This is a genomic window from Marilutibacter spongiae (genome assembly GCF_014145325.1).
In the GTDB taxonomy this organism is placed as follows: Bacteria; Pseudomonadota; Gammaproteobacteria; order Xanthomonadales; family Xanthomonadaceae; genus Marilutibacter; species Marilutibacter spongiae.
On sequence record NZ_JACHTF010000015.1, the window covers coordinates 1 to 20,832 of the forward strand.

Genomic DNA, 20,832 nt, shown 5'->3' on the forward strand with positions numbered 1-20,832 from the left:
CCGGCCTCGGCCTCACGCAGGAAGCCGATGATCTGCTCTTCGGAAAAGCGCTTCTTCACGTCCAATCTCCTTACTCTGGGGAATTGGACTCCAGATCGCCGCGCTACTCAAAACCGGGGGGACGTCGATACCCACCCCCGCCAGTAGCGGCCACAACGAAGGATGGGTCTTGCTTCGCGCAACCCATCCTGGGCTGCTGTATTGATCGGCGCGGCGTACTGGCAGCCCCCCGGGCTGTCCGGTGGCGCGTGCCGGCTGGCTTCAGCCGCTGACGACGCGGTTGTGGCCGCCGGGCTTGGCGGCGTAGAGGACCGTAGGGTGCAATAAGCGAAGCGCATTGCACCATGCCCCCTGCTCGCCCATCGCCTTGGGGCGATGATCGAGAGCAACGTCGAAACAAGGGCTGGATCCCAGCGTTCGCTGGGATGACGGCATGGAGGTTGCGGGCCGTAGGGTGGGTCGAGCCGGAGGCGATACCCACCGTCTCTCAAGGTCTCGACGCACGACGGGTCTCGCTTCGTGCGGCCTTCCTGCAAGGGGGCGGGAGCCGACGGCCAAGTCAATGGCTTTCGGCCGCGGCGCGTAAGAGCCCCCGTCTCGTCGAAAGGCGCACCGGGGCCGCAGGCTCCGGTGCACCCGGCCCGTCCCGACCCCTCGTCATCCGATGGCGTCTCCGGGGCTGTGCCGGATGCTTTGGACAGCGTCGCTGCCGGACTTATGATGGAGCGACGCGACCGGAGTTGCACCATGCAGGCTGCCACGCGCGACAACCCTGAACCCAGGCGGCCCCAGGTCCTCGTGGTCGACGACGACCCGGACATCGCCGCCCTGCTGTCGCGCTACCTGGGCGGGCAAGGCCTGCAGGTACGCGTCGCGGCGGACGGCGCCCAGCTGAGGGCGGCAATGGCGCCGCTCGACTTCGACGTGGTGCTGCTGGACCTCGGGCTGCCCGACGAGGACGGCCTGGGCCTGATGCGCGAACTGCGCACTGCCTGGGATGGACCGGTGATCATCGTCAGCGGCCGGGGCGAATCCGTGGAGCGCGTGGTTGGGCTGGAGCTTGGCGCCGACGACTATGTCAGCAAGCCGTTCGATCTTCGGGAGCTGCTGGCACGCATCCGTTCGGTGTTGCGGCGCATACCGCCCACGCCCACGCCGCCAATGGACGGCACACCGTACGCCTTCGACGGCATGCGACTGGACATCGCCTCTCGCCAGCTACGAGGGCGCGATGGCGAGGACGTCGAGCTGACCAGTGGGGAATTCGAGATGTTGCAGGCGCTGCTCGGGCAGGCGCCGCGCGTACTTTCCCGCGACGCACTGATGAACGCCGTGCATGGTCGCGACTGCGGGCCGTTCGATCGCTCTGTCGACATGCAGATCGGCCGGCTGCGCCGGAAGATCGAACGCGATCCTGCGAAACCGCGCCTGATCAAGGCGGTCCGCGGGATCGGCTATGTGTTCGCCGGCAAGGTCGAACGCGGCTGAATGCAATGGCGATCCTGCCCCAAGTGCTGGAATCGGTGCCCGATGCGCTGGTCATCGTGGATCGGGCGGGCTGCATCGTGCTCGCCAACCAGAACGCCGAGCGACTGTTCGGGTATCCCGCCGGGGGATTGACCGGGCTGTCGGTCGAGGACCTTGTCCCGGTGGATGCCCGTGACCGCCATCGCGCGCATCGGGACGACTACATGCGGCATCCCCGTGTACGGCCGATGGGCAGCGGTGGCATGACGCTGGTCGGACAGCGCCGGGATGGCCAGCAGTTTCCGGTGGAGATCGCGTTGAGCCCGTTGGAGACGGAGGAGGGGGGCCATTACCTGGCCTCGGTCCGCGACATCTCGGAGACCCAGCGGGCGCGCCAGGCGCTCGTCCGCGCGCGCTACGACGCCGTGGTCGCGCGCATCGGCCAGATGGCGCTAGCGTCGACCGACGACAGTGCCGTGAACGACCTGCCCATCGTGCTGGCGGAAGTACTCGACGTGCCTACCGTGGCCGTCGTGATCGTGCGCGGCAACGAACCGGTGATGCGTTCGGCGGTGGGGGTGCAGGCCACCCGGGCAGGCGCGCCGGAGTGGTGGGCCATCGCCGGCGGCCCCCTGGACGCGGCCATGTCCCGCGGCGTGCCCCTGGTGGTGGACGACGCCGCGGCGAATGCACCGGCGGGTTGGCCGTCGTCGCTGGCAAGCGGCGTGATCGTCCCCCTGCTCGATCGCGAGCGCTCGATGGGCGCGCTGCTGGCGGCCACGGACAAGCCGCGGCGTTTCGACCACGATGCCATGCAGTTGCTGAAGACGGTGGGGAACCTGATCGCCTCGCTGGTGCAGCGTCGCCGCACCGAAGAGCAGCGCGCACACGCGCAACGGCTGGACGCCATCGGCCAGATGACGGGCGGCGTGGCGCACGACTTCAACAACCTGCTGACGGTGGTGTCCGGCTGCCTGCAGTTGCTGGAGTGCGAGTACGAGAGCCAGCCCGGTGCCCGGGACATCATCGGCAGCGCACTGCGATCGGTGGAGCGTGGATCCGAATTGACATCCAAGCTGCTGGCTTTCGCACGGCGACAGCACCTCACCCCGCGCTCCGTCGAACCGTCCTGCCTGCTGAACGACCTTGCGTTGATGCTGCGCAGCACCCTGGGCGAAGCGATCAGGCTCGAGATCGGCTGCCCCCCGGGGCTCAAACCTGCATTCGCCGACCCGTCCCAGCTCGACAGCGCCCTGGTCAACCTGGCCCTCAATGCCCGCGACGCCATGCCCCAGGGAGGTGCGATCACCATCGGGGCGACCGAGCAGTGGGTGCCCGAGGATCCCGCGCGTCCGGATCAGCGCGCCGGGCACTACATTGCGTTTTCCGTGGCGGACACCGGCAGGGGGATGAGTCCCGAGGTCCTGGCCCGAGCGTTCGAGCCGTTCTTCACCACGAAGGCCATCGGGCGCGGGAGCGGCCTTGGACTCAGCATGGTGTACGGCTTCGTCAGGCAAAGCGACGGCCACCTGCGCATCGAGAGCGAGCCCGGGGCGGGCACCCGGGTCGCGCTCTTCCTTCCCGTCGCGACGGAGGCGCAGGCGCGGGAGTCGGAACCCCGAGTGGGGGCCGTCCACGGCTCCGAGACCATCCTCGTGGTCGAGGACGAGCAGGAGGTGCGCAAGATCGCCGCGGCTTTCCTGCGATCGCTCGACTACCGGGTGGTCTCGGTGGGCAGCGCCGCCGAAGCGCTCGAGCAGCTGGCGGCGAACGACGAGATCGCATTGCTCTTCACCGACGTCATGCTGGGCGGCGGAATGAATGGGGTGGAGCTGGCACAGGCAGCGCGGTCGCTTCGTCCGCGCCTGGGAGTGCTGCTGGCCTCCGGTTACGACGAGCCGGCCACCGCGACCTCTCCACTTTCAGGTTTCGAACTGTTGCGCAAACCCTATCGGAGGGAGCAGCTCGCGGCCGCCGTCCGGCGCAACCTCCCGGGATAGGTCGAGGGTCGCACCCAGCGCACGGTCTCGGTTGGGCGAGCATGGCCGCCAGCGCGGCGGGGTCCGCAATCCGGATCGCGCGGCCGTCGACGTCGATCAGGCCCGTCGACGCCAGGCGCGACAACGCGCGCGTCACCGTCTCCAGCTGCAGGGCCAGGAAGTTGCCCAGCTCGGCGCGGGTCATGCGGAGCATGAGCTGGCGATCGCTGAAGCCCAGCGCAGCGTGTCGCGCCGACAGGTCCAGCAGGAACGCAGCGACGCGCTGTTCGGCGCTGAGCGTGCCCAGCGCGAGCATCCAGCGCCAGTCGTTGCGGATCGTGCCGGCCAGCATCGCGGTCACGTGTCGCAGCAGGCCTGGCGTGCGGCGCAATTCCGCGAAGGGAAGCTCCCACGCTTCGCAGGTGTCGAGCGCGAACGCATCGCAGGCATGGACCGGCATGTCGAAGGAGTCGACCCCCAACAGGTCGCCGCGCAGGTGGAAGCCGGTGATCTTCTCGCGGCCGTCCTCGCTCAGGACGCAGGTCTTGAACAGGCCCGCGTGAACCAGGAAGAGCGAATGGCAGGGCTGGCCGGTGCGGAACAGGACCTGCTTGCGCTGGAGGCGACGACGCTGCAAGGGCAGGGCCGCCAGGTGGGCCTCCAGGTCCGCGGGCACGGGGTCTCCGAGCGCGGGCGACCTGGCGCTACATGCCGCGCGAGTGGGTGCGCAAACGGTTTCGGACATGATGGCGTCCTCGTCGGAGACGAGGATCAGGCTACTCGCTGCGGCGCTGGCCGTGACCTCAACCCGGTAACCGTTTGTAACATCCTGTAACGCGACGCTGCCCCCACGGCGATCATGAGGCTTGACCAGGATCAATGCGCGGGTGCGCCAGGCACGCATCCTGTGGGCATACCCGACGTGGATGCTTCGCATGGACACCCCTGGCGCGGGCGCCGAGCCTTCCGACTTCCACCTGACATTCCTGGGCGCCAATGCCACGGTGACCGGCTCGCGTTATCTGGTCGAAGCCGGCGGGGCCCGCGTGATGGTCGACTGCGGGCTGTTCCAGGGCTACAAACCGCTGCGTCTTCGAAACTGGGCACCGTTCCCGGTCGACCCTGCTTCGATCGACGCGGTGGTGCTCACGCACGCCCACCTCGACCACAGCGGCTACCTGCCGAGGCTGGTCCGAAGCGGCTTCGCCGGCGAGGTGTGGTGTACGCCGGCCACGCGCGACCTGTGCGGCATCCTGCTCCCCGACTCGGGCCACCTGCTCCAGGAAGAGGCGGTGTACGCGAACCGGAAGGGCAGTTCGAAGCACCACCCTGCCGAGCCGCTGTATACCGAAGACGATGCCCGCCGTAGCCTGCATCGGTTGCGGGCGACACCTTTCGAACGTCCTTTCGAGCCCGTTCCCGGCCTCATGACCACCTTGCGACCCCAGGGGCACATCCTGGGGGCGGCTGCGGTGGCGATGTCCTACCGCGGGCGGCGATTGACCTTCAGCGGCGACGTGGGCCGGTCGCACGACCCCGTGATGCGCGCGCCGGCCCCGCTCGGCGAATCCGACTGGGTGGTCGTCGAGTCCACGTACGGGGACCGCAGGCATCCTCCGCTCTCGCTGGAGCGCGAGCTTGGCGAATCGTTGGGCCGGGCGATCGCCCGCGGCGGCGTCGCGGTCGTTCCCGCCTTCGCGGTCGGTCGGGCCCAACTGCTGTTGAGCATGATCGCCAACCTGCAGGCGCGCGGAGCGATACCGACCGTGCCCGTCTACCTCAACAGCCCGATGGCCTCGGACGTGACACCGCTGTATGCGCGGTATCGCGACGAGCACCGGCTGGACGACGCGGCGCTCGATCGTCTCAGGCGCACGACCCGCATCGTCAACGGCGTGGAGGAGTCGAAGGCGCTCAATCGACGGCGGGGCCCGATGGTCATCGTCGCCGCAAGCGGCATGGTGACGGGCGGGCGCGTGCTGCACCACCTGGTCGCCTTCGCCTCGGACCAGCGCAACATGATCGTCCTGTCCGGATTCCAGGCGGGGGGCACGCGTGGGGCGGCGCTCGCTCGGGGCGACACCACGGTGCGCATCTACGGTCAGGACGTCGCGGTCCGCGCAGAGGTCGTGCAGTTGGGCGCGGCCTCCGCCCACGCCGATGCCGATGAGCTCATTGCCTGGCTGCGAACGGCACCGCGTCCACCCCGCGAGGTGTTCATCACGCACGGCGAGCCCGATGCGGCCGACGCCCTGCGCCTGCGCGTGCAACGGGAGCTGCAATGGAGCGTCCAGGTGCCGGAGTACCTGCAACGGATCGACCTGGACACCCCGGTGTAAGCCTCTGCGCACCGTGGCGACGGCCTCTACGCAGCCAGGGCACGCCGAAACCACGGGCTTTTGCGCGCATCCCGACGGCAGCGGGCCGCGCTTGGCCGCACCTGCTGCCCTGGCGTCCGCGAGGACTTAGCCCGGACGCAAGCAAGGCGGCCAGGCCCGGGGCGCCGGGCACCGCGTCTGTCCTTACTCCAGCGCCATCAGCACGAGCAAAGGCACGAGGAGGAAAAACACGATCGCCAGTTTGTAGAGGCCGAACCACAGGTAAAGCAGCGCATCCAGGGTCGCGTGCTCGAGGTCGAACCATCGGCGATGCAGCCGGTACATCCAGCCGCGCCCGAGCACGAACACGGCGAACGAAAACAGGAGCAGGCCGTAGTTCAGTGCGGCACTCCATAACAGGAATGACTTCAGCAACTCGATATCCATGGGGTCTCCTCGGGGGTCGGGCTTGCCTGCAGGGCGCCGGCGTCGTGGCGGCCCGACAGAACGAACATGCACCCATGCGCTGAGCCGTACGGGGCCGGGGAGGACGGAGCGGTCGATGGGCTGCGCGGCTCAACGTGCGGTGTAGCCGCCATCGATCACCAGCTCCGCTCCGGTCATGAACCTGGATTCGTTCGAGGCGAGATAGACGACGCCCCAGGCAATGTCGTCGGGCTCGCCCATGTGCCCGAGCGGATGCAGGCGACCGACCTCCGCGCGCGCGGCTTCGATGTCGATGGCGCCGCCGTCCTTCAGGTGCTTTTCGACCATCGGTGTCCAGATGTAGCCCGGATGCACCGAATTGGCGCGGATGCCGTCGGCTGCGTAGAGCAGGGCGTCGGTCTTCGTCATCAGCGTCACCGCGCCCTTCGAGGCGTGATAGGGCGGGACGTCGGGTGCACCGACCAGGCCGTAGATGGACGACAGGTTCACGATGCTGCCGGAACCGCTCCTGCGCAGGTGCGGGACCGCATGCTTGGTGCAGAAGAACACGCCCTTGACGTTGATCGCCTGGACGCGGTCCCACTCCTCCTCGCTCAGTTCGTGCGTGGGCTTGTTGGCGCCCGCGATGCCGGCATTGTTGACGAGCACGTGGATGGCACCGTAGTGCCGGGCGACGCCTTCGATGGCTTCGTGGACGCTGCGCTCGCTCGCGACATCCACGTGCCAGTAGCGGGCGCTCGCCCCGCGCGTCTGGAGCTCTTCGACCAAGGCCCGGCCCGCGTCGTCGAGTACGTCGAACAGGGCCAGGCGCGCGCCCTCGTCGGCCAGCCGTCTCGCGCAGGCGTGTCCGATCCCCAGTGCGGCACCGGTGACGATGCAGACCCTGCCTTTGACTCGGTTCATGGCTCGATCCTCGGGGTCGTGTCGCCACCACCACGCTTGGCGATGGCGCCGTGGGGGCACGCATGCTTGCGCTCCGATCGCGGGCATCCCGTCGCGATCCCCAACCGGGCGGTGAATGGGCACGGGGCTCGGGGTCCGGATCCGGCTACCGGGTGCGGGAGACCCCGGCCGCGGCAGGGAGGAAATTCCCCGGCTACCCACGTGCGGCGCGGTGCCTCTCCGCCGGCCCGGGACGGATCCTTGCGGCAACTCGCACGATATACCCCTTGCACGGACCGATGTTGATCGAGATCAACCGGAACGATGTTCGTGAAACAGCCGCGCACGCGCGACGCCTGACGTACAGGGTGGGGATATCCCATGTCTCGCGCATGCACCGCGCGTGAGGCCGATGCAGCCGATGCGAATCAGGATGCGAATGCCGGCGGGATGCATCCGTGCCCGACCGGCGAAGACCGCGTTGCTGGCGCATGTAGGACGCCGCTATTCGATTTCCCGTGCCAAGCGGCTGCGGGCGTCGCGAACCGCCTCCAGGAAATCGTCGTAGCAGGCGAAGAACCTCTGCCAATGCATGGGGAGTTCGTTCTCGGGCACGACGAGCATCTCCTCGTACAGAACGACCAGCTCCGCCTGCCGGCGCCCGAGGGCACGCAGGGCCTCATCGGCCACCAGCCGGTGCCGGTGACCCAGGCCCGCGGCGTCGAGGCGTGCCTGCATGCCCGACAGGACATCGGTCGTACGTTCCAGCGCGGCCTTTGCGTGACCCAGCACGTCGGTCTTGTCCATCATCTTGGCTCAATGCGAAAAGAGAATGGGCAGGTGGGTCGCCAGGAGCAGGTCGCGCGTCGTTCCGCCCAGGGCCCACTCGCGGAGGCGCGAATGTCCGTAGCCGCCCGCGACCAGCAGTTGCGCGCCGGACTCGGAGGCATGCCGGAGCAGCGCGCTGGCGACCGTTTGCCCACCCCGGGGTAGGCTGACGAGGTTCACCGGCAGCGCGTGGCGCGCGAGATGGGTTGCGATGTCTACCCCGGGGTCCGCGCCGTCGAAAGCGCCGGCGGCGGCCGGGTCGACCGTCACGATGTCGATCGACCCGGCGCCGGCCAGCAGCGGCAGCGCGTCGTGCAAGGCGCGAGAGGCGTGCCGACACGACTTCCAGGCGACGATTGCGTGGCGCACGGGTAGTGGGGGGGCATGGGGCACCATGAGCACGGGGCGGCCGGATTCGAACAGCAAGGCGTTGAAGAGCGCATGCGCGAAGGCCGCGTCGGATGCCGTCGGCGCGGGTGCCGCCATTACGCTCAGGTCGCTGTAAAGCGCCTGCCGCGCCATGGCGCGGGGCGGTTCGACCAGTCCGGGCTCGTCCACCCGCACCTCCCAGGAAACCTCCTCGCCGTCGAGCCGCTCACGCCACCTGACTGCCTGCCTGGCCGCCTCGGCGCGTAGCGTGTCATGCGTATGGCCGAGCGTCGGATCCGGGGTGATGCCCCACGCGCTGGGGATCGGCAGCGACAGGTCGACCGGCTGGACGACGGACACGTGGGCCCGGCAGGTCCGGGCCAGGGCGATCGCGGCGGCCACGGCGCTCTCGTCCCCGGGGGTCCCTGTGAGCGGAAGGAACAGGTCACGGATCATGGATCGCTCCCGGCGTTGTGCTGGGGGCACGATCCCACCCGGGGAACACGTCGCCATTGACATGGATCAATCCCGCCGCGATTCCCGCCTTCGACGGATCGGCGCGTTCGTCGCCTTTGCTTGACCGGGGTCAAGGTGCCGGGCGGTCCATCGACTAGGTTGGCGAGGGACCTTCCAGGTGTTCTCGAATGCACGCTGCCGACCCCGTCCGCTCCCCTGCACCCGGCACCTGCCTGCCGGTGCGTCGTGCCGGCATCGACACCTATCGCCAGCCCGTGCTCTACCTGCGGCGGGGTTGCGTGGTGTGCCGTGCCGAGGGCTTTGCCGCGCTGACGCGGGTCAGGGTGAGGTGCGGTGGCCGCGACATCGTCGCCCTCCTGAACGTCGTGACCGGCGACTGGCTCGGCGAAGGCGAAGCCGCGCTGTCGGACGCTGCCTGGCAGGCGCTGGATCCGGCGCCGGGCGCGCTGGCTGCGTTCGCCCATGCGGAACCCCCCGAATCCACCACCGTGGTCCGGGCCAAGGTGTTCGGCGCGCGCCTGGTCGAGGCCGACTTCACCGCGGTACTGGAGGACGTGCTGGCCTCGCGCTTGTCGGACATCGAACTGGCGGCGTTCGTGACGGCGTGCGCGGGCGACCGCATGGACCTGGACGAGTCCGTGGCACTGACGCGCGCGATGATCTCGGCCGGGGAGCAGATCGACTGGGGCCAAGGGCCGGTGCTGGACAAGCACTGCGTTGGCGGATTGCCCGGCAATCGCACCACGCCGATCGTCGTGTCCATCGTCGCCGCGTTGGGCCACCTCATCCCGAAGACCTCTTCCCGGGCCATCACCTCGCCGGCGGGCACGGCGGACGTCATGGCGACGATGACGAAGGTGGACCTCGACATCGGGACCCTGCGGCGCGTCGTGGAGCGCGAGGGCGGTTGCCTGGCCTCGGGCGGCAGCATGCGCCTGAGCCCGGCCGACGACCTGATGATCCAGGTCGAGAGGCCGCTCGATTTCGACAGCGACGGCCAGATGGCCGCCAGCATCATGTCCAAGAAGGCCGCCGCCGGCTCGACGCATGTCCTGATCGACATCCCGGTCGGTTCGACGGCAAAGGTCCGCACGACGTCGGCGGCGGACGCGATTGCGCGCCGCCTCGCGTTCGTGGGCGAAGCGGTGGGGCTGCGGGTGGGCATCCACGTGTCCGACGGACGGCAACCGGTCGGCAGGGGAATCGGTCCGGCGCTGGAGGCCCATGATGTGCTGTCGGTCCTCCGCAATGCGGCCGGGGCACCGGAAGACCTGCGCGAGCGTTCGCTCGACGTTGCCGGCGCCGTGCTCGATCTGCTGCCGGGAACGACGCCTGGCAGCGGGCGCATGCATGCGCGCGACGTGCTTCGTTCGGGCGCCGCGCTGGCCAAGTTCATGGCGATATGCGAGGCCCAGGGCGGCTTCCACGAGCCCGGGAGTGCGCCTTTCACACGGCCCTGTCCGGCCCGCTTGGGGGGGAGGGTCGCGTGCATCAACAATCGCCAGCTGGCGCGGGTCGCCAAGCTGGCCGGAGCGCCCCATGACGCCGCGGCCGGCGTGACCTGCCGCCTGCGCGAGGGTGATCGGATCGAGCCGGGCGCACCCCTCTTCGAAGTGCACGCGGCGACGCGAGGCGAACTGGAGTACGCGCTCGAATACGCGCTCGCGCATCCGGACATCCTGGTGGTGGCGCCGGACGCGCCATGACGCCCATCCTTCTCTCCTTTCCCGACGATCGTGCGCTGGCAGCCGCCGTCGCCGCGCGCATTGGCGCGCACCTGGGTCGCCTGGAGTGGCGGCACTTCCCCGACGGCGAATCCCTCGTCGCGATCGACCCGGGGGTCGCCGGCGCGGACGTCGTGTTGTTCGCAAGCCTCAACGACCCCGATCGCAAGGCGCTGCCCCTGAGGTTCGCCGCGAGGACGGCGCGCGAGCTCGGCGCCCGCAGCGTGGGGCTGGTGGCGCCGTACCTGGCCTACATGCGGCAGGACGCGCGCTTCAGGCCCGGCGAAGCCGTCGCTGCCCACGCGTTCGCGCAGTTCCTGGACGAAAGCATGGACTGGCTGGTGACGGTGGCGCCGCACCTGCATCGCATCGCCACGCTCGACGCAGTGTTCCGGATGCCGGCCGTCGCCGTCGAAACCGCACGTCCTCTGGCGGAGTGGATCCAGCGCGAGGTCGACCGGCCGGTGCTGATCGGACCCGACAGCGAGAGTGCACAGTGGGTGGCCGAGGTGGCCGCTCATGCGCAGGTGCCCTACGAGGTGTTGCGCAAGCGCCGTCGAGGCGACCGCGAGGTGGAAGTGAGCCTCCCGGCCGGCGCCAGCCTGCGCGGCCGCACGCCCGTGCTGGTGGACGACATCGCGTCCAGCGGGCGTACCCTGGCGGCCGCGCTGGCCCACCTGAACGGCCTGCACCTGCCGCCGCCGGTCTGCGTGGTGATCCACGCGATCTTCGCCGGCGATGCATGGGACTGCCTGGTGCGCGCCGGCGCCGGCCGGATCGTCAGCACCGACAGCATCGCCCATCCCAGCAACGCGATCAGCCTGGCAGCGCCGATAGCGTCCATCGTCGCCCAACGCCTGGCCTTGTGCGGAGGCGACGACAGGAACTGACGGGCGCGCGCTGCATGGCATGCGCGCCGGACCAGGCAGCGCTCAGCGCAGGCGCAGGGCGCGCCAGGCCTCGACCGCGATCAACGCGAGAAGGGGCAGCAATGCCGCCGCCGCAGACAGGCCCAGCGGCGGCGGGGCGAAACCGAAAGGACGCCCGGGTCCTTCGAGGCGGGTGACCAGGATCAGCAGCCCCATTGCCGGCAGTACCACGAACCAGAACGCGGGATTGGATCGCGCCCACCCGTGCATGCGCGCTGCGCCGGCCCGGTTTACCACGATCAGCCCGAGGTTGCCGACCACCAGTGCGACGAACGAAAGTGCGGCGAGCTGGGGCGTCGACACCCCGCTGGCGCGTCCCGCGACATACACGGCCGTCACGGCCGCGAACACCACCAGGCCCTGGCCGAGGCTTCCGACCACGGTCCTGAGATCGAGCAACCTCTGCGCGGGCGGGCGGGGCGGCCGCTGCATGACATCGGGGGCGGCCGGCTCGCGTTCGAACACCAGCGTGGACGCCGGGTCAATGATCAGCTCCAGGAAGACCACGTGAAGCGGCAGCAGCACCAGCGGTCCGCCGAACAGCAGTGGCAGCACCGCCAGGCCGGTGATGGGCACGTGCACGGCGAGGATGTAGCGAATGGCGTGGACGATGTTGTCGTAGATGACACGGCCGTGCCGGATGGCACGCACGACGGTGACGAAGTTGTCGTCCAGCAGGACGATCGACGCCGCCTCGCGAGCCACGTCGGTCCCGCGTCCACCCATCGCGACTCCCACGTGGGCCGCCGTCAGTGCCGGTGCGTCGTTGACGCCGTCGCCGGTCATCGCCACCACCTGCCCATCGCGCTTGAGCGCGTCGACCAGGCGCAGCTTGTGGTCGGGCTTTACGCGTGCGAACACGTTGACGTCGCGGACGCGGCGGGACAGGGTGGTCTCGTCGGGATCGAGCTCGCTGCCGAGTACCACCGAATCGGGATTGGCCAGGCCGGCCCGGGTGGCAATGGCGCGCGCCGTCTCCAGGTGGTCGCCGGTGAGCATGACGACCCGGACGCCCGCGGCATGCGCTTCGGCCACCGCTTCGCGAACGCCGGCGCGCAACGGATCGGCGAACGCGACCAGGCCCTTCCATTCGAGCCGGAAGCCGCGGGGAGTCGGCGGCAAGCCTGCTTCGTCGCCGCTCCATGCCGTGGAACCCGCGGCGAGCACACGCAGGCCCCGCCGGGCCATGTCGTCGACTTGCGCCATGACCTCGGCTCGACGGGTCACCGTCAGGCCGCACAGATCGGCGATGGCTTCCGGTGCGCCCTTGCACATGACCTGCAATTCCAGGGTCCCTGGCTGGCGCCACACATGCGTCGCCGCGAGCAGTTCGCGGGAGAGCGGGTACTCGTGCACGCGCGTCCAACCTTCTCGTGGGAGCGGTTCGGAGAGCTGGTTCGCGGCATCGTGGAGGGCCTGCTCCATGGGATCGAACGGATGGTCCGGGCTGGCGAGGCCGGCACAGGCAAGCAGGGTGCGCAGCGACGGCGGGAGAACAGCGGCCGGCACGCCCCGCTCGCCGTCGTTGGCCAGCTCGGCCACCGACATCCGGTTCTCCGTCAGCGTGCCGGTCTTGTCCGTGCACAACACGGTGACCGAACCCAGCGCTTCGATCGCCGGCGCGCGGCGGACCAGGGCCTGGTGGCGCGCCATTCGCCATGCACCCAGGGCGAGGAAAACGGTCAGGACGACCGGGAACTCCTCCGGGATGTTGGCCATCGCCAGCGTGATGCCGGCCAGGAATCCCTGCAGCCAGCGACCGTGCACGGCGACGTATAGCAGGGTCATGAGTACGCTGGAGGCCAGTCCGAGCGCGGCGAACAGCATGACCGCGCGCCGGATTTCCAGCTGCATCGGCGTGGGCGGCGAGCGTAGGGTACGCAGCGCCATGCCTATCTGGCCCACGGCCGTACCCAGGCCAATGGCCACGACCTCGGCCACGCCATGGCCCGCGACCACGAGCGTGCTGGCGCGCAACGCGCTTTCCTCTTCCGCGCCACTGGAAAAGGCCGAACGTTCCACGGGCACCGATTCCCCGGTCAGCATCGACTCGTCGACCCTCATGCCCTCGGCATCCAGCACGTGGGCATCGGCCGGCACCCGGTCGCCTTCGGCCACCAGGATGACGTCGCCGACCACCAGCTCGCGCGCCGCCACCCATTGCATTTCGCCGTCGCGCAGTACGCGCGCACGCGGACTGCTCAGCTCGCGCAAGGCTTCGAGCGCGCGTTCGGACTTGTGCTCCTGGTAGACGGTGAGCGCGATCACCAGCGCCACCGAAGCTCCCAGCACGGCGGCGTCCTGCGGGTCCCCGAGCAGGAGGTAGATGCCAGCGGCGCCCACGAGCAACAGCAACATTGGCTCGCGCAGCACGCTCCAGCTGATGCGAAGCCAGTTGCGGCGATCCGGCTGGGGCAGGAGGTTGGCGCCGTCCCGCTGTTGGCGGACCGCCACCTCCGCGCTCGAAAGTCCCCGTGGCGACGGGGCTGCGGGCGTCCGGTCGGCGGCCTTCATCGATGCTCCATCCCATCAAGCGGGTCCTTTCCGACGCCGCGGGCGAGCCGGTCGAACCGCGGCACCGTCCTTGCCGGCCCCGGGCAACGGCTGCCTGAAGCGTGCGGGTCCTGTCCAGGGGCCACGACCGGCCTCAGCGCGACATCAGTACCGGTACGTCGACCCGGCCAAGCACGGTGCGTGTCGCGCCACCGAAGAGGAACTCGCTGGTCCGCGGCCGACCCATGGCGCCCATCACGAGCATGTCGGCATCGAGGGTGTCGCAGCGGCCGAGCAGCAGGGCGCCGGCGTCGTCCCCGCGGCATTGTTCGAGCACGACGGCAATACCGTGCCGCGCCAGGTGCGCGGCCATGTCGGCGCCCGGCTCCTCGCCGTACAGGGCCTGCACGCGTGCGTCCCGGACCACGACCAGGTGCACCGACTCGGCCGCGGCCAACAGCGGCAACGCATCGGCGATCGCCCGGGTGGCTTCGCGGCCGCCGTTCCAGCCGACGACGATCCGGCCGCCCATGCGATCGCCGGGCCAATCGTCGGGAACCAGCAGGCAGGGGCGCCCGGATGCGAAGATCACGCGCTCGGCGAGGCTCAATGGCGTCGTCGCCCGACGCTGTTCGGCGGGAGGACCGAGGATCGCCAGGCGTGCGTGCCGTGCGTGCAGCATCAGCGCTTCGCCGGTCTCGTCCTCGGATACGCGCCACTCGCTGGTAAAGCTCCGCCGTTCGGCCAGGTGGTCGAACTGAGCGCGCGCCCCGGCCAGGGCGGTCGCGGCAGCGGCCCGGTAGTCGGCCAGCATGGCGGACAGGCCTGGACCCATCGCGAATCCCGCATGCGGTTGGAGGGACAACGGTTGCGTTACGTACGTGGCGACCAGATGCGCTTGCCAGCGCCTGGCCAGCGATGCCGCGTAGGCGAGCCGTTGAGCATGGCCCGGTGGCGGCTCGAGGAAGACGACGAGGTCCCGTGGGAGCATGGCACCGCTCTCCTGATTCGATGCCGCACTATCGCCGCAGTCCTGGCCCCCCGGCCTTGATCTCGATCAATCAATGCCGCGCGCGCCCCTCGCAGGGGGACATTGACCCAGGTCAAGTCCGGCGGCGGTCAGGGACATACCCTGTGGCTTGAGCCTCCCCCGACGGTCGGGGGCGGGATGGATCTCGGCAATCAGAGGAGCCTGCGGCCATGTGGGAGATGTTCGCCACCCATGACCTGGCCCGGCTCCAGACGCTGGCGGCGATCCTGGTCCGCTACGGCTTCGGTGACCTGGTGCGGCGACTGGGAATGGAGCGGGCGCTGGCCCGTGTCGGCAAGGTGCTGGCGCTGGAGCGCCTCGAGGCGCTGGTGTCGCTGCCACCCCACGTGCGCATGCGTCGGGCCCTCGAGGAGATGGGCCCCGGCTTCGTCAAGCTGGGGCAGGTGCTGGCGACACGCGTCGATCTGTTCCCGCCGGAATGGATCGCCGAGTTCAGCAAGCTGCAGAATGCGGCGCCATCGGTGCCCTTCGAAACCGTGCATGCGGAAATGACGCAGGCCCTGGGCCGTGCGCCGGAGTCGGCGTTCCTCTGGCTGGACCCCGAGCCCCTGGCCGCCGCCTCGATCGCCCAGGTCCACCGGGCACGCCTCCATGACGGGCGCGAGGTGGTGGCAAAGGTGCGTCGTCCCGGCATCCGCCCGGTGATCGAAGCCGACCTGCGGCTGCTGCAGTACGCAGCGAGCACGGCCGAGAGGCGTTTCCCGGAGCTGCGTCGGTTCCACCCGGTCGGGGTGGTACGCCAGTTCCGCGCTTCGATGTTGCGCGAGCTCGACCTCGCCGCGGAGTGCCGGCACGCCGAGCGCATCGCGGCCAGCTTCGCCGGTGACGATCGTATCGTCGTGCCCGAGGTGCATTGGCACCTCACCAGCGAACGCATGAACGTCCAGGCGTTCATCGAAGGCATCCCGGTTGCCGACATCGCGACCCTGGATGCGGCGGGCACCGACCGCAAGCGGATTGCGCGCACAGGGGCGCGCGTGGTGCTCAAGATGATCCTGGTGGATGGTTTCTTCCATGCCGACCCCCACCCGGGCAACGTCTTCGTCCTGCCGGGCTCGCGCATAGCGGTGATCGACTTCGGCATGGTCGGAAGGCTGTCGGCCGCGCGTCGCGAGGAAGTCGTGAGCCTGCTGTTCGGCCTGGTCGAACGCGATCCCGAGCGGGTGACCGAGGTGTTGCTCGACTGGACCGGGCAACCGGATGTCGACGAGACGCAGCTCGCCATCGACATCGATGCGTTCGTGGACCACTACCACGGCGTGCCGCTGGGCCAGCTCGACCTGGCGGGCATGCTGATGGAGATCACCGCCCTGCTGCGCTCGCATCGCCTGGCGTTGCCGGCCGACCTGGCCTTGCTGATCAAGGTCTGCCTGACCCTGGAAGGGCTGGGGCGGAGCCTCGACCCGGACTTCGACATGGCGCGCCTGGCGCAACCGTTCCTGCGCGCCGCCGTCGCCGCCCGATTCGGGCCTGGCGCGATCGCCCGTCGCGGGGGCCAGGCCCTGGTCGAGGCGACGGGCGTTCTGGCGACAATGCCCCATGACCTGCGCCGGCTGCTGCGTGCCGTCCGCGGCGGCAACCTGCGGTTGCACATGCAGATGGAACACCTGCCCGAGTTCAGCCGCCAGGTGAGTCATTCGGCCAATCGCATGGCCGGCGCCCTGGTGATCGCGGCACTGATCGTCGGGTCCTCGATCGCCATGACGGTGGAAGGCGGCCCAAGCTTGCTGGGCCTGCCGTTCTTCGGGCTGCTGGGCTTCATCGGCGCTTCAATCGCGGGCCTCTGGCTCTTGTGGTCGATCCTCCGGAGCGGTGGTGGACGGTAGGAGCGCGGGCGATGCGCACCATGGCATCCGGCCACGACGCACGATGGGGTTTGCTTCCCGTAATCCTTCCTGCGGGGCCTCCTCTGCCCCGGGCCTCGTAGGGTGGGTAGAGCCAAAGGCGAAACCCACCGTTGGGTCCTTGCATGCAAGATGAAATGAGGAATTCTGCTTCGCGCTACCCATCCTTCGGTGCTACGCCACCATGCTTCGTCATCCCAGCGCACGCTGGGATGACGGCGTGTAGGGTGGTCGAGCCGAACGCGGTACCCACCATCGTCGCTACCGGCCACGACGCACGATGGGCCTTGCTTCGCGCAACCCATCCTGCGGTGCTGTAGCGATCAGCGCGGCGTACTGGCGGCCGCCGGCCTGTCCGGTCGTCAGCCGCTGACGACGCGGTTGCGGCCGCCGTGCTTGGCGGCGTAGAGGGCCTTGTCGGCGCGCGACATCAGGTCGCCGACGGTGTCGTCGGGCGCGCGGCGGGCGAGGCCGACGCTGATCGTGACGGGCATGGCTTCGGAGGCGAAGGCGACCGCTTCGCGCAGGTATTCGCACTGGATGCGCGCGCGTTCCAGGTCGGCCTCCGGCAGCAGCCAGGCGAACTCCTCGCCGCCGTGCCGGCTGACCAGGCCGAAGCCGGCGCTGGTGGCGCGCAGCACATCGGCGACCTGCACCAGCACCTCGTCGCCGGCGGCGTGGCCGTGGGTGTCGTTGACGGTCTTGAAATGGTCGATGTCGAGCAGGGCCAAGCAGAACGGCTGACCCTCGGCGAGGGCCTGTTCGAGCGCGACGCCCAGGGCGCGGCGATTGGGCAGGCGGGTCAGCGCGTCCAGGCGGACCTGCTCGTTGAGATCGGCGTTCTGCAGTTCGAGTTCGTCGCTGAAGCGCGACAGCTGGTCCTCGTACCAGTCGCGCTCCTGCAACTGCATGCGCAGCGCGTGCGAGACCCGACGCAGTTCGAGCAGGGCCGAGACCTGCCGCGACAGCGCATTGAGCGCGTCGCGCTGGTAGGGCGCCAAATCGCGCGGCTCGTGGTCCATCACGCACAACGAGCCCAGCGCCATGCCGTCGACGTCGACCAGTGGCGCGCCGGCGTAGAAGCGGATCCCCGGCGAACCGGTCACCACCGGGTTGTCGCGGAAACGGTCGTCGTCGCGGGCATCGCGCACGATCATGACCTCGTGCGGATCGAGGATCGCGTGCGCGCAGAAGGCGACGTCGCGCGAGGTCTCCGTCTCATCGAGCCCGATCCGGGCCTTGAACCACTGGCGCTCGGCGTCGACCAGGCTGACCGCACCCATCGGCATGCCGCAGATGGCCGCGGCGATCGTGACCAGGTCGTCGAACGAGGATTCGGCGCCGGTGTCGAGGATCTGGTGGCGGTGCAGCGCCTTCAGCCGGGCGGCTTCGTTGTCCGGTTTAGCGGGTCGCGGCATGGCGGGATCCTGTGGGCGATGGACAAAGCATAGGGATCGCCCGATGGCGTGCAACACGCGGGCAGTACGGCGTCACGGAATCCACGTGGGCGGCACCTGTCGTGGCCGGGATGCGCCCGATGCCAAGGGGCGGACGGCGCCAGCGCACCCGCTCCATCTCTCCGCAGGGCTTGCGCGAATGAGAGCTATTCGCGTTTAATGGGCGCCATTGTCGCCCGGTGGGCAAGCCGTCAGCCAGCCCCCGGATACCTCGAACCCCGCCTTTCGCCGCGGCCCCTCCGGGCCCGCCACGGTCGTGCCCGGCGGCGGATCCCGTCCCCACACGCGCATCGCCGCATCCGGAGTCTTACCCACGTGAACACCCGTCGCACCCCCGCTCGCCGCGCCTCCCGTCTGCCCGTCCTGCGCGCCAGCGCCCGTGCCGTGCGCCTTGCGCTGGCAGGCCTCGCCTGCGCCGGCCTGGTATCGCCCCTGCACGCGGCGGAGGCGGCGCCGGACGGACGGGTGAGCGCCACCGACCTGGATGCCGTCGAAGTCGTGGCCCCGCGGGCCAGCGACTATCGCCCCGACGCCTCGGCCACCAGCACCGGTCTGGTCCTCAGCGCACGCGAGACCCCGCAGTCGATCACCGTGGTGACCCGGCAGCGCATCGAGGACGAGGGGCTGGAAACGGTGACCGACGTCGTCAACAACACCACGGGCGTATCGGTGAACCAGTACGAAACCCATCGCGCCGGTTTCACCGCGCGCGGCTTCGACATCACCAACCTGCAGGTCGACGGCGTGCCCACGACCTGGGAAGCGGCCTGGAGCTCGGGCGAAGTACAGACCAGCCTGGCGACCTACGATCGCGTGGAGGTCGTGCGTGGTGCCACCGGCCTGATGACCGGCGCCGGCGATCCGTCGGCCGCGATCAACCTGGTCCGCAAGCGCGCCGACAGTCGCGAGCTCACCGGCAGCGTCGAGCTGGGCGTGGGCAGTTGGGATCGTCAACGCATGTACGGCGACGTCGCCGCGCCCCTCAATGCCTCGGGCAGCGTGCGCGTGCGCGCGTCGGGCGAGTTCGCGCAGGGCGGGAGCTGGCTGCGCTACGCAGACGACCAGAGCTCGACCCTGTTCGCCACGCTCGAGGCGGACCTCACGCCCTCGACGCGGCTGACCCTGGGCGTGAGCGAACAGGAAACCGCCAGCAACGGGCCGATGTGGGGCGGCCTGCCTTACCGCTACGCCGACAGCGGTCGCATCATTCCCTGGGATCGTTCCGATACGACGGCGGCGAAGTGGACGCGCTGGGACACTGCGTACACCAACGCGTACGCGAAGCTCGAGCACCGCTTCGCGAATGGCTGGCGCGTGCGTGCCGACGCCAGCCGCGGCGAACGCGATGCCGACTCCTTCCTGCTCTACCTGTCCGGCCCGCTCATCGAGGATGGCACCGGCCTGACCGCGTTCCCGGGCGCCTACATCACCGCGACCCGCCAGGACGACGTCGGCCTGCACGTGGAGGGCCCCTTCACCCTGGGCGGGCGCGAGCACGCGTTCGCCGCCGGCATGCTGTACTCGGACAACGACTTCGTGGCCGACAGCCGCGATGCGCCCTGGCCGTATCCCGGGGTCGGCGACTTCGACGACTGGGATGGCAACTACCCGGAGCCCGCCTGGGGCGCGCCGTATCGCTACGAGAATGGCAACACGCGCCAGGAGGCGCTGTATGCGGTCGCGCGCTGGTCGCTCGGTGCGCCGCTCTCCCTGGTCACCGGCGCGCGCGTGACCGACTACAGCCGCACCGGCGAAGGCCTGTGGACCGCGCCGTATGAAGTCGATGTCGACCATGAAGTCACGCCGTATGCCGGCGTGGTCTGGGATTTCAGCCCGGCCTGGTCGGCCTATGCGAGTTACACCGACATCTTCCGCCCACAGGACGCACGCGACCTGCAGGGCGACCTGCTCGATCCGATCGTCGGCAAGAGCGCCGAACTCGGGTTGAAGGCCGAGCTGGCCGACGGGCGCCTGTACGCGTCGGCCGCGGTCTTCCGCATCGAACAGGACAACCTGGCGCAGGAGGCCGGCGTGGTCGATCGCGGCAACGGACCGGAGGTCTACTACCGCGCTGCCGAGGGTGCGACCAGCGACGGCTTCGAGATCGACCTGGCCGGCGAGATCCTGCCGGGCTGGAATGCCAGCGCCGGCTACAGCCAGTTCGAGGCCGAAGACGCCCATGGCGAAGCATTCAACACGATCTATCCGCGCAGGCTGCTGCGGCTGTTCACCACCTGGCGCCTGCCCGGTGCGTGGAGTGCGCTGACCCTGGGCGGCGGCGCGAGTTGGGAGAGCCGGACCTATACGGTCGATCCGGCCCTGCCCGGTGGCTCGGACGGACGCATCGAGCAGGACGCCTTCGCCCTGGTCAACGTGATGGCCCGCTACGCGCTCAGCGACAACGTCGCCCTGCAGTTGAACGTGGACAACCTGCTGGACGAATCGCACTTCGGCATGTTTTCCGCCTACAACGCGCTCACATGGGGGGCGCCGCGAAGCATCAGCGCCACCGTCCGTTACCGCTTCTAAGGCGCGCGGAGGCCATGCCCATGGACACGAGTCCCACC

The 20,832-nt window shown here is 69.6% G+C and carries 14 protein-coding genes and 1 pseudogene; 7 read left to right on the plus strand and 8 right to left on the minus strand.

Features of this window, described 5'->3' with window-relative positions; translation table 11 throughout:
• The first annotated feature begins 747 nt into the window (after window positions 1-747).
• Both H4F98_RS12865 and H4F98_RS16850 read left to right on the plus strand, forming a co-directional pair.
• Window positions 748-1,488, plus strand: coding sequence for a response regulator (locus H4F98_RS12865; RefSeq protein WP_182688244.1), 741 nt, complete (start codon window positions 748-750; stop codon window positions 1,486-1,488).
• Window positions 1,489-1,493: 5 nt separating this feature from the next.
• Window positions 1,494-3,467, plus strand: coding sequence for a PAS domain S-box protein (locus tag H4F98_RS16850; RefSeq protein WP_246373190.1), 1,974 nt, complete (start codon window positions 1,494-1,496; stop codon window positions 3,465-3,467).
• A 103-nt stretch (window positions 3,468-3,570) separates the two neighbouring features.
• Here the strand turns inward: H4F98_RS16850 and H4F98_RS17060 are convergent.
• A pseudogene (locus H4F98_RS17060) lies at window positions 3,571-4,383 on the minus strand (cyclic nucleotide-binding domain-containing protein); the annotation flags it as partial.
• Here H4F98_RS17060 and H4F98_RS12890 point away from each other — a divergent pair.
• Complete coding sequence (locus tag H4F98_RS12890) at window positions 4,382-5,785, plus strand: MBL fold metallo-hydrolase RNA specificity domain-containing protein (protein ID WP_182688246.1); 1,404 nt, start codon at window positions 4,382-4,384, stop codon at window positions 5,783-5,785. The pseudogene H4F98_RS17060 and the gene H4F98_RS12890 sit on opposite strands and share 2 nt — an antisense overlap.
• A 183-nt stretch (window positions 5,786-5,968) precedes the next feature.
• On the opposite strand, the gene H4F98_RS12895 is transcribed toward H4F98_RS12890, so the two are convergent.
• From H4F98_RS12895 to H4F98_RS12910, 4 genes are all read right to left on the minus strand, one after another.
• A complete protein-coding gene (locus H4F98_RS12895) occupies window positions 5,969-6,211 on the minus strand; it encodes a DUF6868 family protein (RefSeq protein ID WP_182688247.1) in 243 nt (80 codons plus the stop codon).
• 129 nt (window positions 6,212-6,340) lie between these two features.
• A complete protein-coding gene (locus tag H4F98_RS12900) occupies window positions 6,341-7,114 on the minus strand; it encodes an SDR family NAD(P)-dependent oxidoreductase (RefSeq protein ID WP_182688248.1) in 774 nt (257 codons plus the stop codon).
• Window positions 7,115-7,597: 483 nt separating this feature from the next.
• Window positions 7,598-7,900: a hypothetical protein gene (locus tag H4F98_RS12905; protein ID WP_182688249.1), complete on the minus strand. Its 303-nt coding sequence runs from the start codon at window positions 7,898-7,900 to the stop codon at window positions 7,598-7,600.
• Between the two features lie 9 nt (window positions 7,901-7,909).
• On the minus strand, window positions 7,910-8,746 hold the full coding sequence (locus H4F98_RS12910; RefSeq protein ID WP_182688250.1) for a universal stress protein: 837 nt from the start codon (window positions 8,744-8,746) through the stop codon (window positions 7,910-7,912).
• 188 nt (window positions 8,747-8,934) lie between these two features.
• Between H4F98_RS12910 and H4F98_RS12915 the strand changes: the two genes are divergently transcribed.
• Together H4F98_RS12915 and H4F98_RS12920 are read left to right on the plus strand one after the other, a co-directional pair.
• The gene (locus H4F98_RS12915) at window positions 8,935-10,473 is read left to right on the plus strand and encodes a thymidine phosphorylase family protein (RefSeq protein WP_182688251.1); all 1,539 of its coding nucleotides are present in this window, start codon (window positions 8,935-8,937) and stop codon (window positions 10,471-10,473) included.
• On the plus strand, window positions 10,470-11,381 hold the full coding sequence (locus H4F98_RS12920) for a ribose-phosphate diphosphokinase (protein ID WP_182688252.1): 912 nt from the start codon (window positions 10,470-10,472) through the stop codon (window positions 11,379-11,381). Before H4F98_RS12915 ends, H4F98_RS12920 begins: the two co-directional genes overlap by 4 nt.
• Before the next feature lie 42 nt (window positions 11,382-11,423).
• Here the strand turns inward: H4F98_RS12920 and H4F98_RS12925 are convergent, their stop codons facing one another.
• Together H4F98_RS12925 and H4F98_RS12930 are read right to left on the minus strand one after the other, a co-directional pair.
• Window positions 11,424-13,934 (minus strand): cation-translocating P-type ATPase, encoded by a 2,511-nt coding sequence (locus H4F98_RS12925; protein ID WP_182688253.1) that lies wholly within the window; start codon window positions 13,932-13,934, stop codon window positions 11,424-11,426.
• A gap of 133 nt (window positions 13,935-14,067) precedes the next feature.
• Window positions 14,068-14,748: a universal stress protein gene (locus tag H4F98_RS12930; protein ID WP_220479212.1), complete on the minus strand. Its 681-nt coding sequence runs from the start codon at window positions 14,746-14,748 to the stop codon at window positions 14,068-14,070.
• A 365-nt stretch (window positions 14,749-15,113) separates the two neighbouring features.
• Between H4F98_RS12930 and H4F98_RS12935 the strand changes: the two genes are divergently transcribed.
• Complete coding sequence (locus H4F98_RS12935; protein WP_182688255.1) at window positions 15,114-16,790, plus strand: ABC1 kinase family protein; 1,677 nt, start codon at window positions 15,114-15,116, stop codon at window positions 16,788-16,790.
• Window positions 16,791-17,170: 380 nt separating this feature from the next.
• Here H4F98_RS12935 and H4F98_RS12940 read toward each other — a convergent pair whose 3' ends face one another.
• Window positions 17,171-18,283 carry a GGDEF domain-containing protein gene (locus H4F98_RS12940; protein ID WP_425487607.1) on the minus strand — a complete coding sequence of 371 codons (1,113 nt, stop codon included), beginning with the start codon at window positions 18,281-18,283 and terminating at the stop codon, window positions 17,171-17,173.
• Between the two features lie 297 nt (window positions 18,284-18,580).
• Between H4F98_RS12940 and H4F98_RS12945 the strand changes: the two genes are divergently transcribed.
• Window positions 18,581-20,794, plus strand: a complete 2,214-nt coding sequence (locus tag H4F98_RS12945; RefSeq protein ID WP_220479213.1) for a TonB-dependent siderophore receptor — start codon at window positions 18,581-18,583, stop codon at window positions 20,792-20,794.
• The last annotated feature ends 38 nt before the right edge of the window (window positions 20,795-20,832 follow it).

Coding starts and splice junctions, on each gene's coding strand:
- H4F98_RS12865 (WP_182688244.1), top strand. CDS start 748: ATGCAGGCTGCCACGCGCGACAACCCTGAACCCAGGCGGCCCCAGGTC.
- H4F98_RS16850 (WP_246373190.1), top strand. CDS start 1,494: ATGGCGATCCTGCCCCAAGTGCTGGAATCGGTGCCCGATGCGCTGGTC.
- H4F98_RS12890 (WP_182688246.1), top strand. CDS start 4,382: ATGGACACCCCTGGCGCGGGCGCCGAGCCTTCCGACTTCCACCTGACA.
- H4F98_RS12895 (WP_182688247.1), bottom strand. CDS start 6,211: ATGGATATCGAGTTGCTGAAGTCATTCCTGTTATGGAGTGCCGCACTG.
- H4F98_RS12900 (WP_182688248.1), bottom strand. CDS start 7,114: ATGAACCGAGTCAAAGGCAGGGTCTGCATCGTCACCGGTGCCGCACTG.
- H4F98_RS12905 (WP_182688249.1), bottom strand. CDS start 7,900: ATGGACAAGACCGACGTGCTGGGTCACGCAAAGGCCGCGCTGGAACGT.
- H4F98_RS12910 (WP_182688250.1), bottom strand. CDS start 8,746: ATGATCCGTGACCTGTTCCTTCCGCTCACAGGGACCCCCGGGGACGAG.
- H4F98_RS12915 (WP_182688251.1), top strand. CDS start 8,935: ATGCACGCTGCCGACCCCGTCCGCTCCCCTGCACCCGGCACCTGCCTG.
- H4F98_RS12920 (WP_182688252.1), top strand. CDS start 10,470: ATGACGCCCATCCTTCTCTCCTTTCCCGACGATCGTGCGCTGGCAGCC.
- H4F98_RS12925 (WP_182688253.1), bottom strand. CDS start 13,934: ATGAAGGCCGCCGACCGGACGCCCGCAGCCCCGTCGCCACGGGGACTT.
- H4F98_RS12930 (WP_220479212.1), bottom strand. CDS start 14,748: ATGGGTCCAGGCCTGTCCGCCATGCTGGCCGACTACCGGGCCGCTGCC.
- H4F98_RS12935 (WP_182688255.1), top strand. CDS start 15,114: ATGTGGGAGATGTTCGCCACCCATGACCTGGCCCGGCTCCAGACGCTG.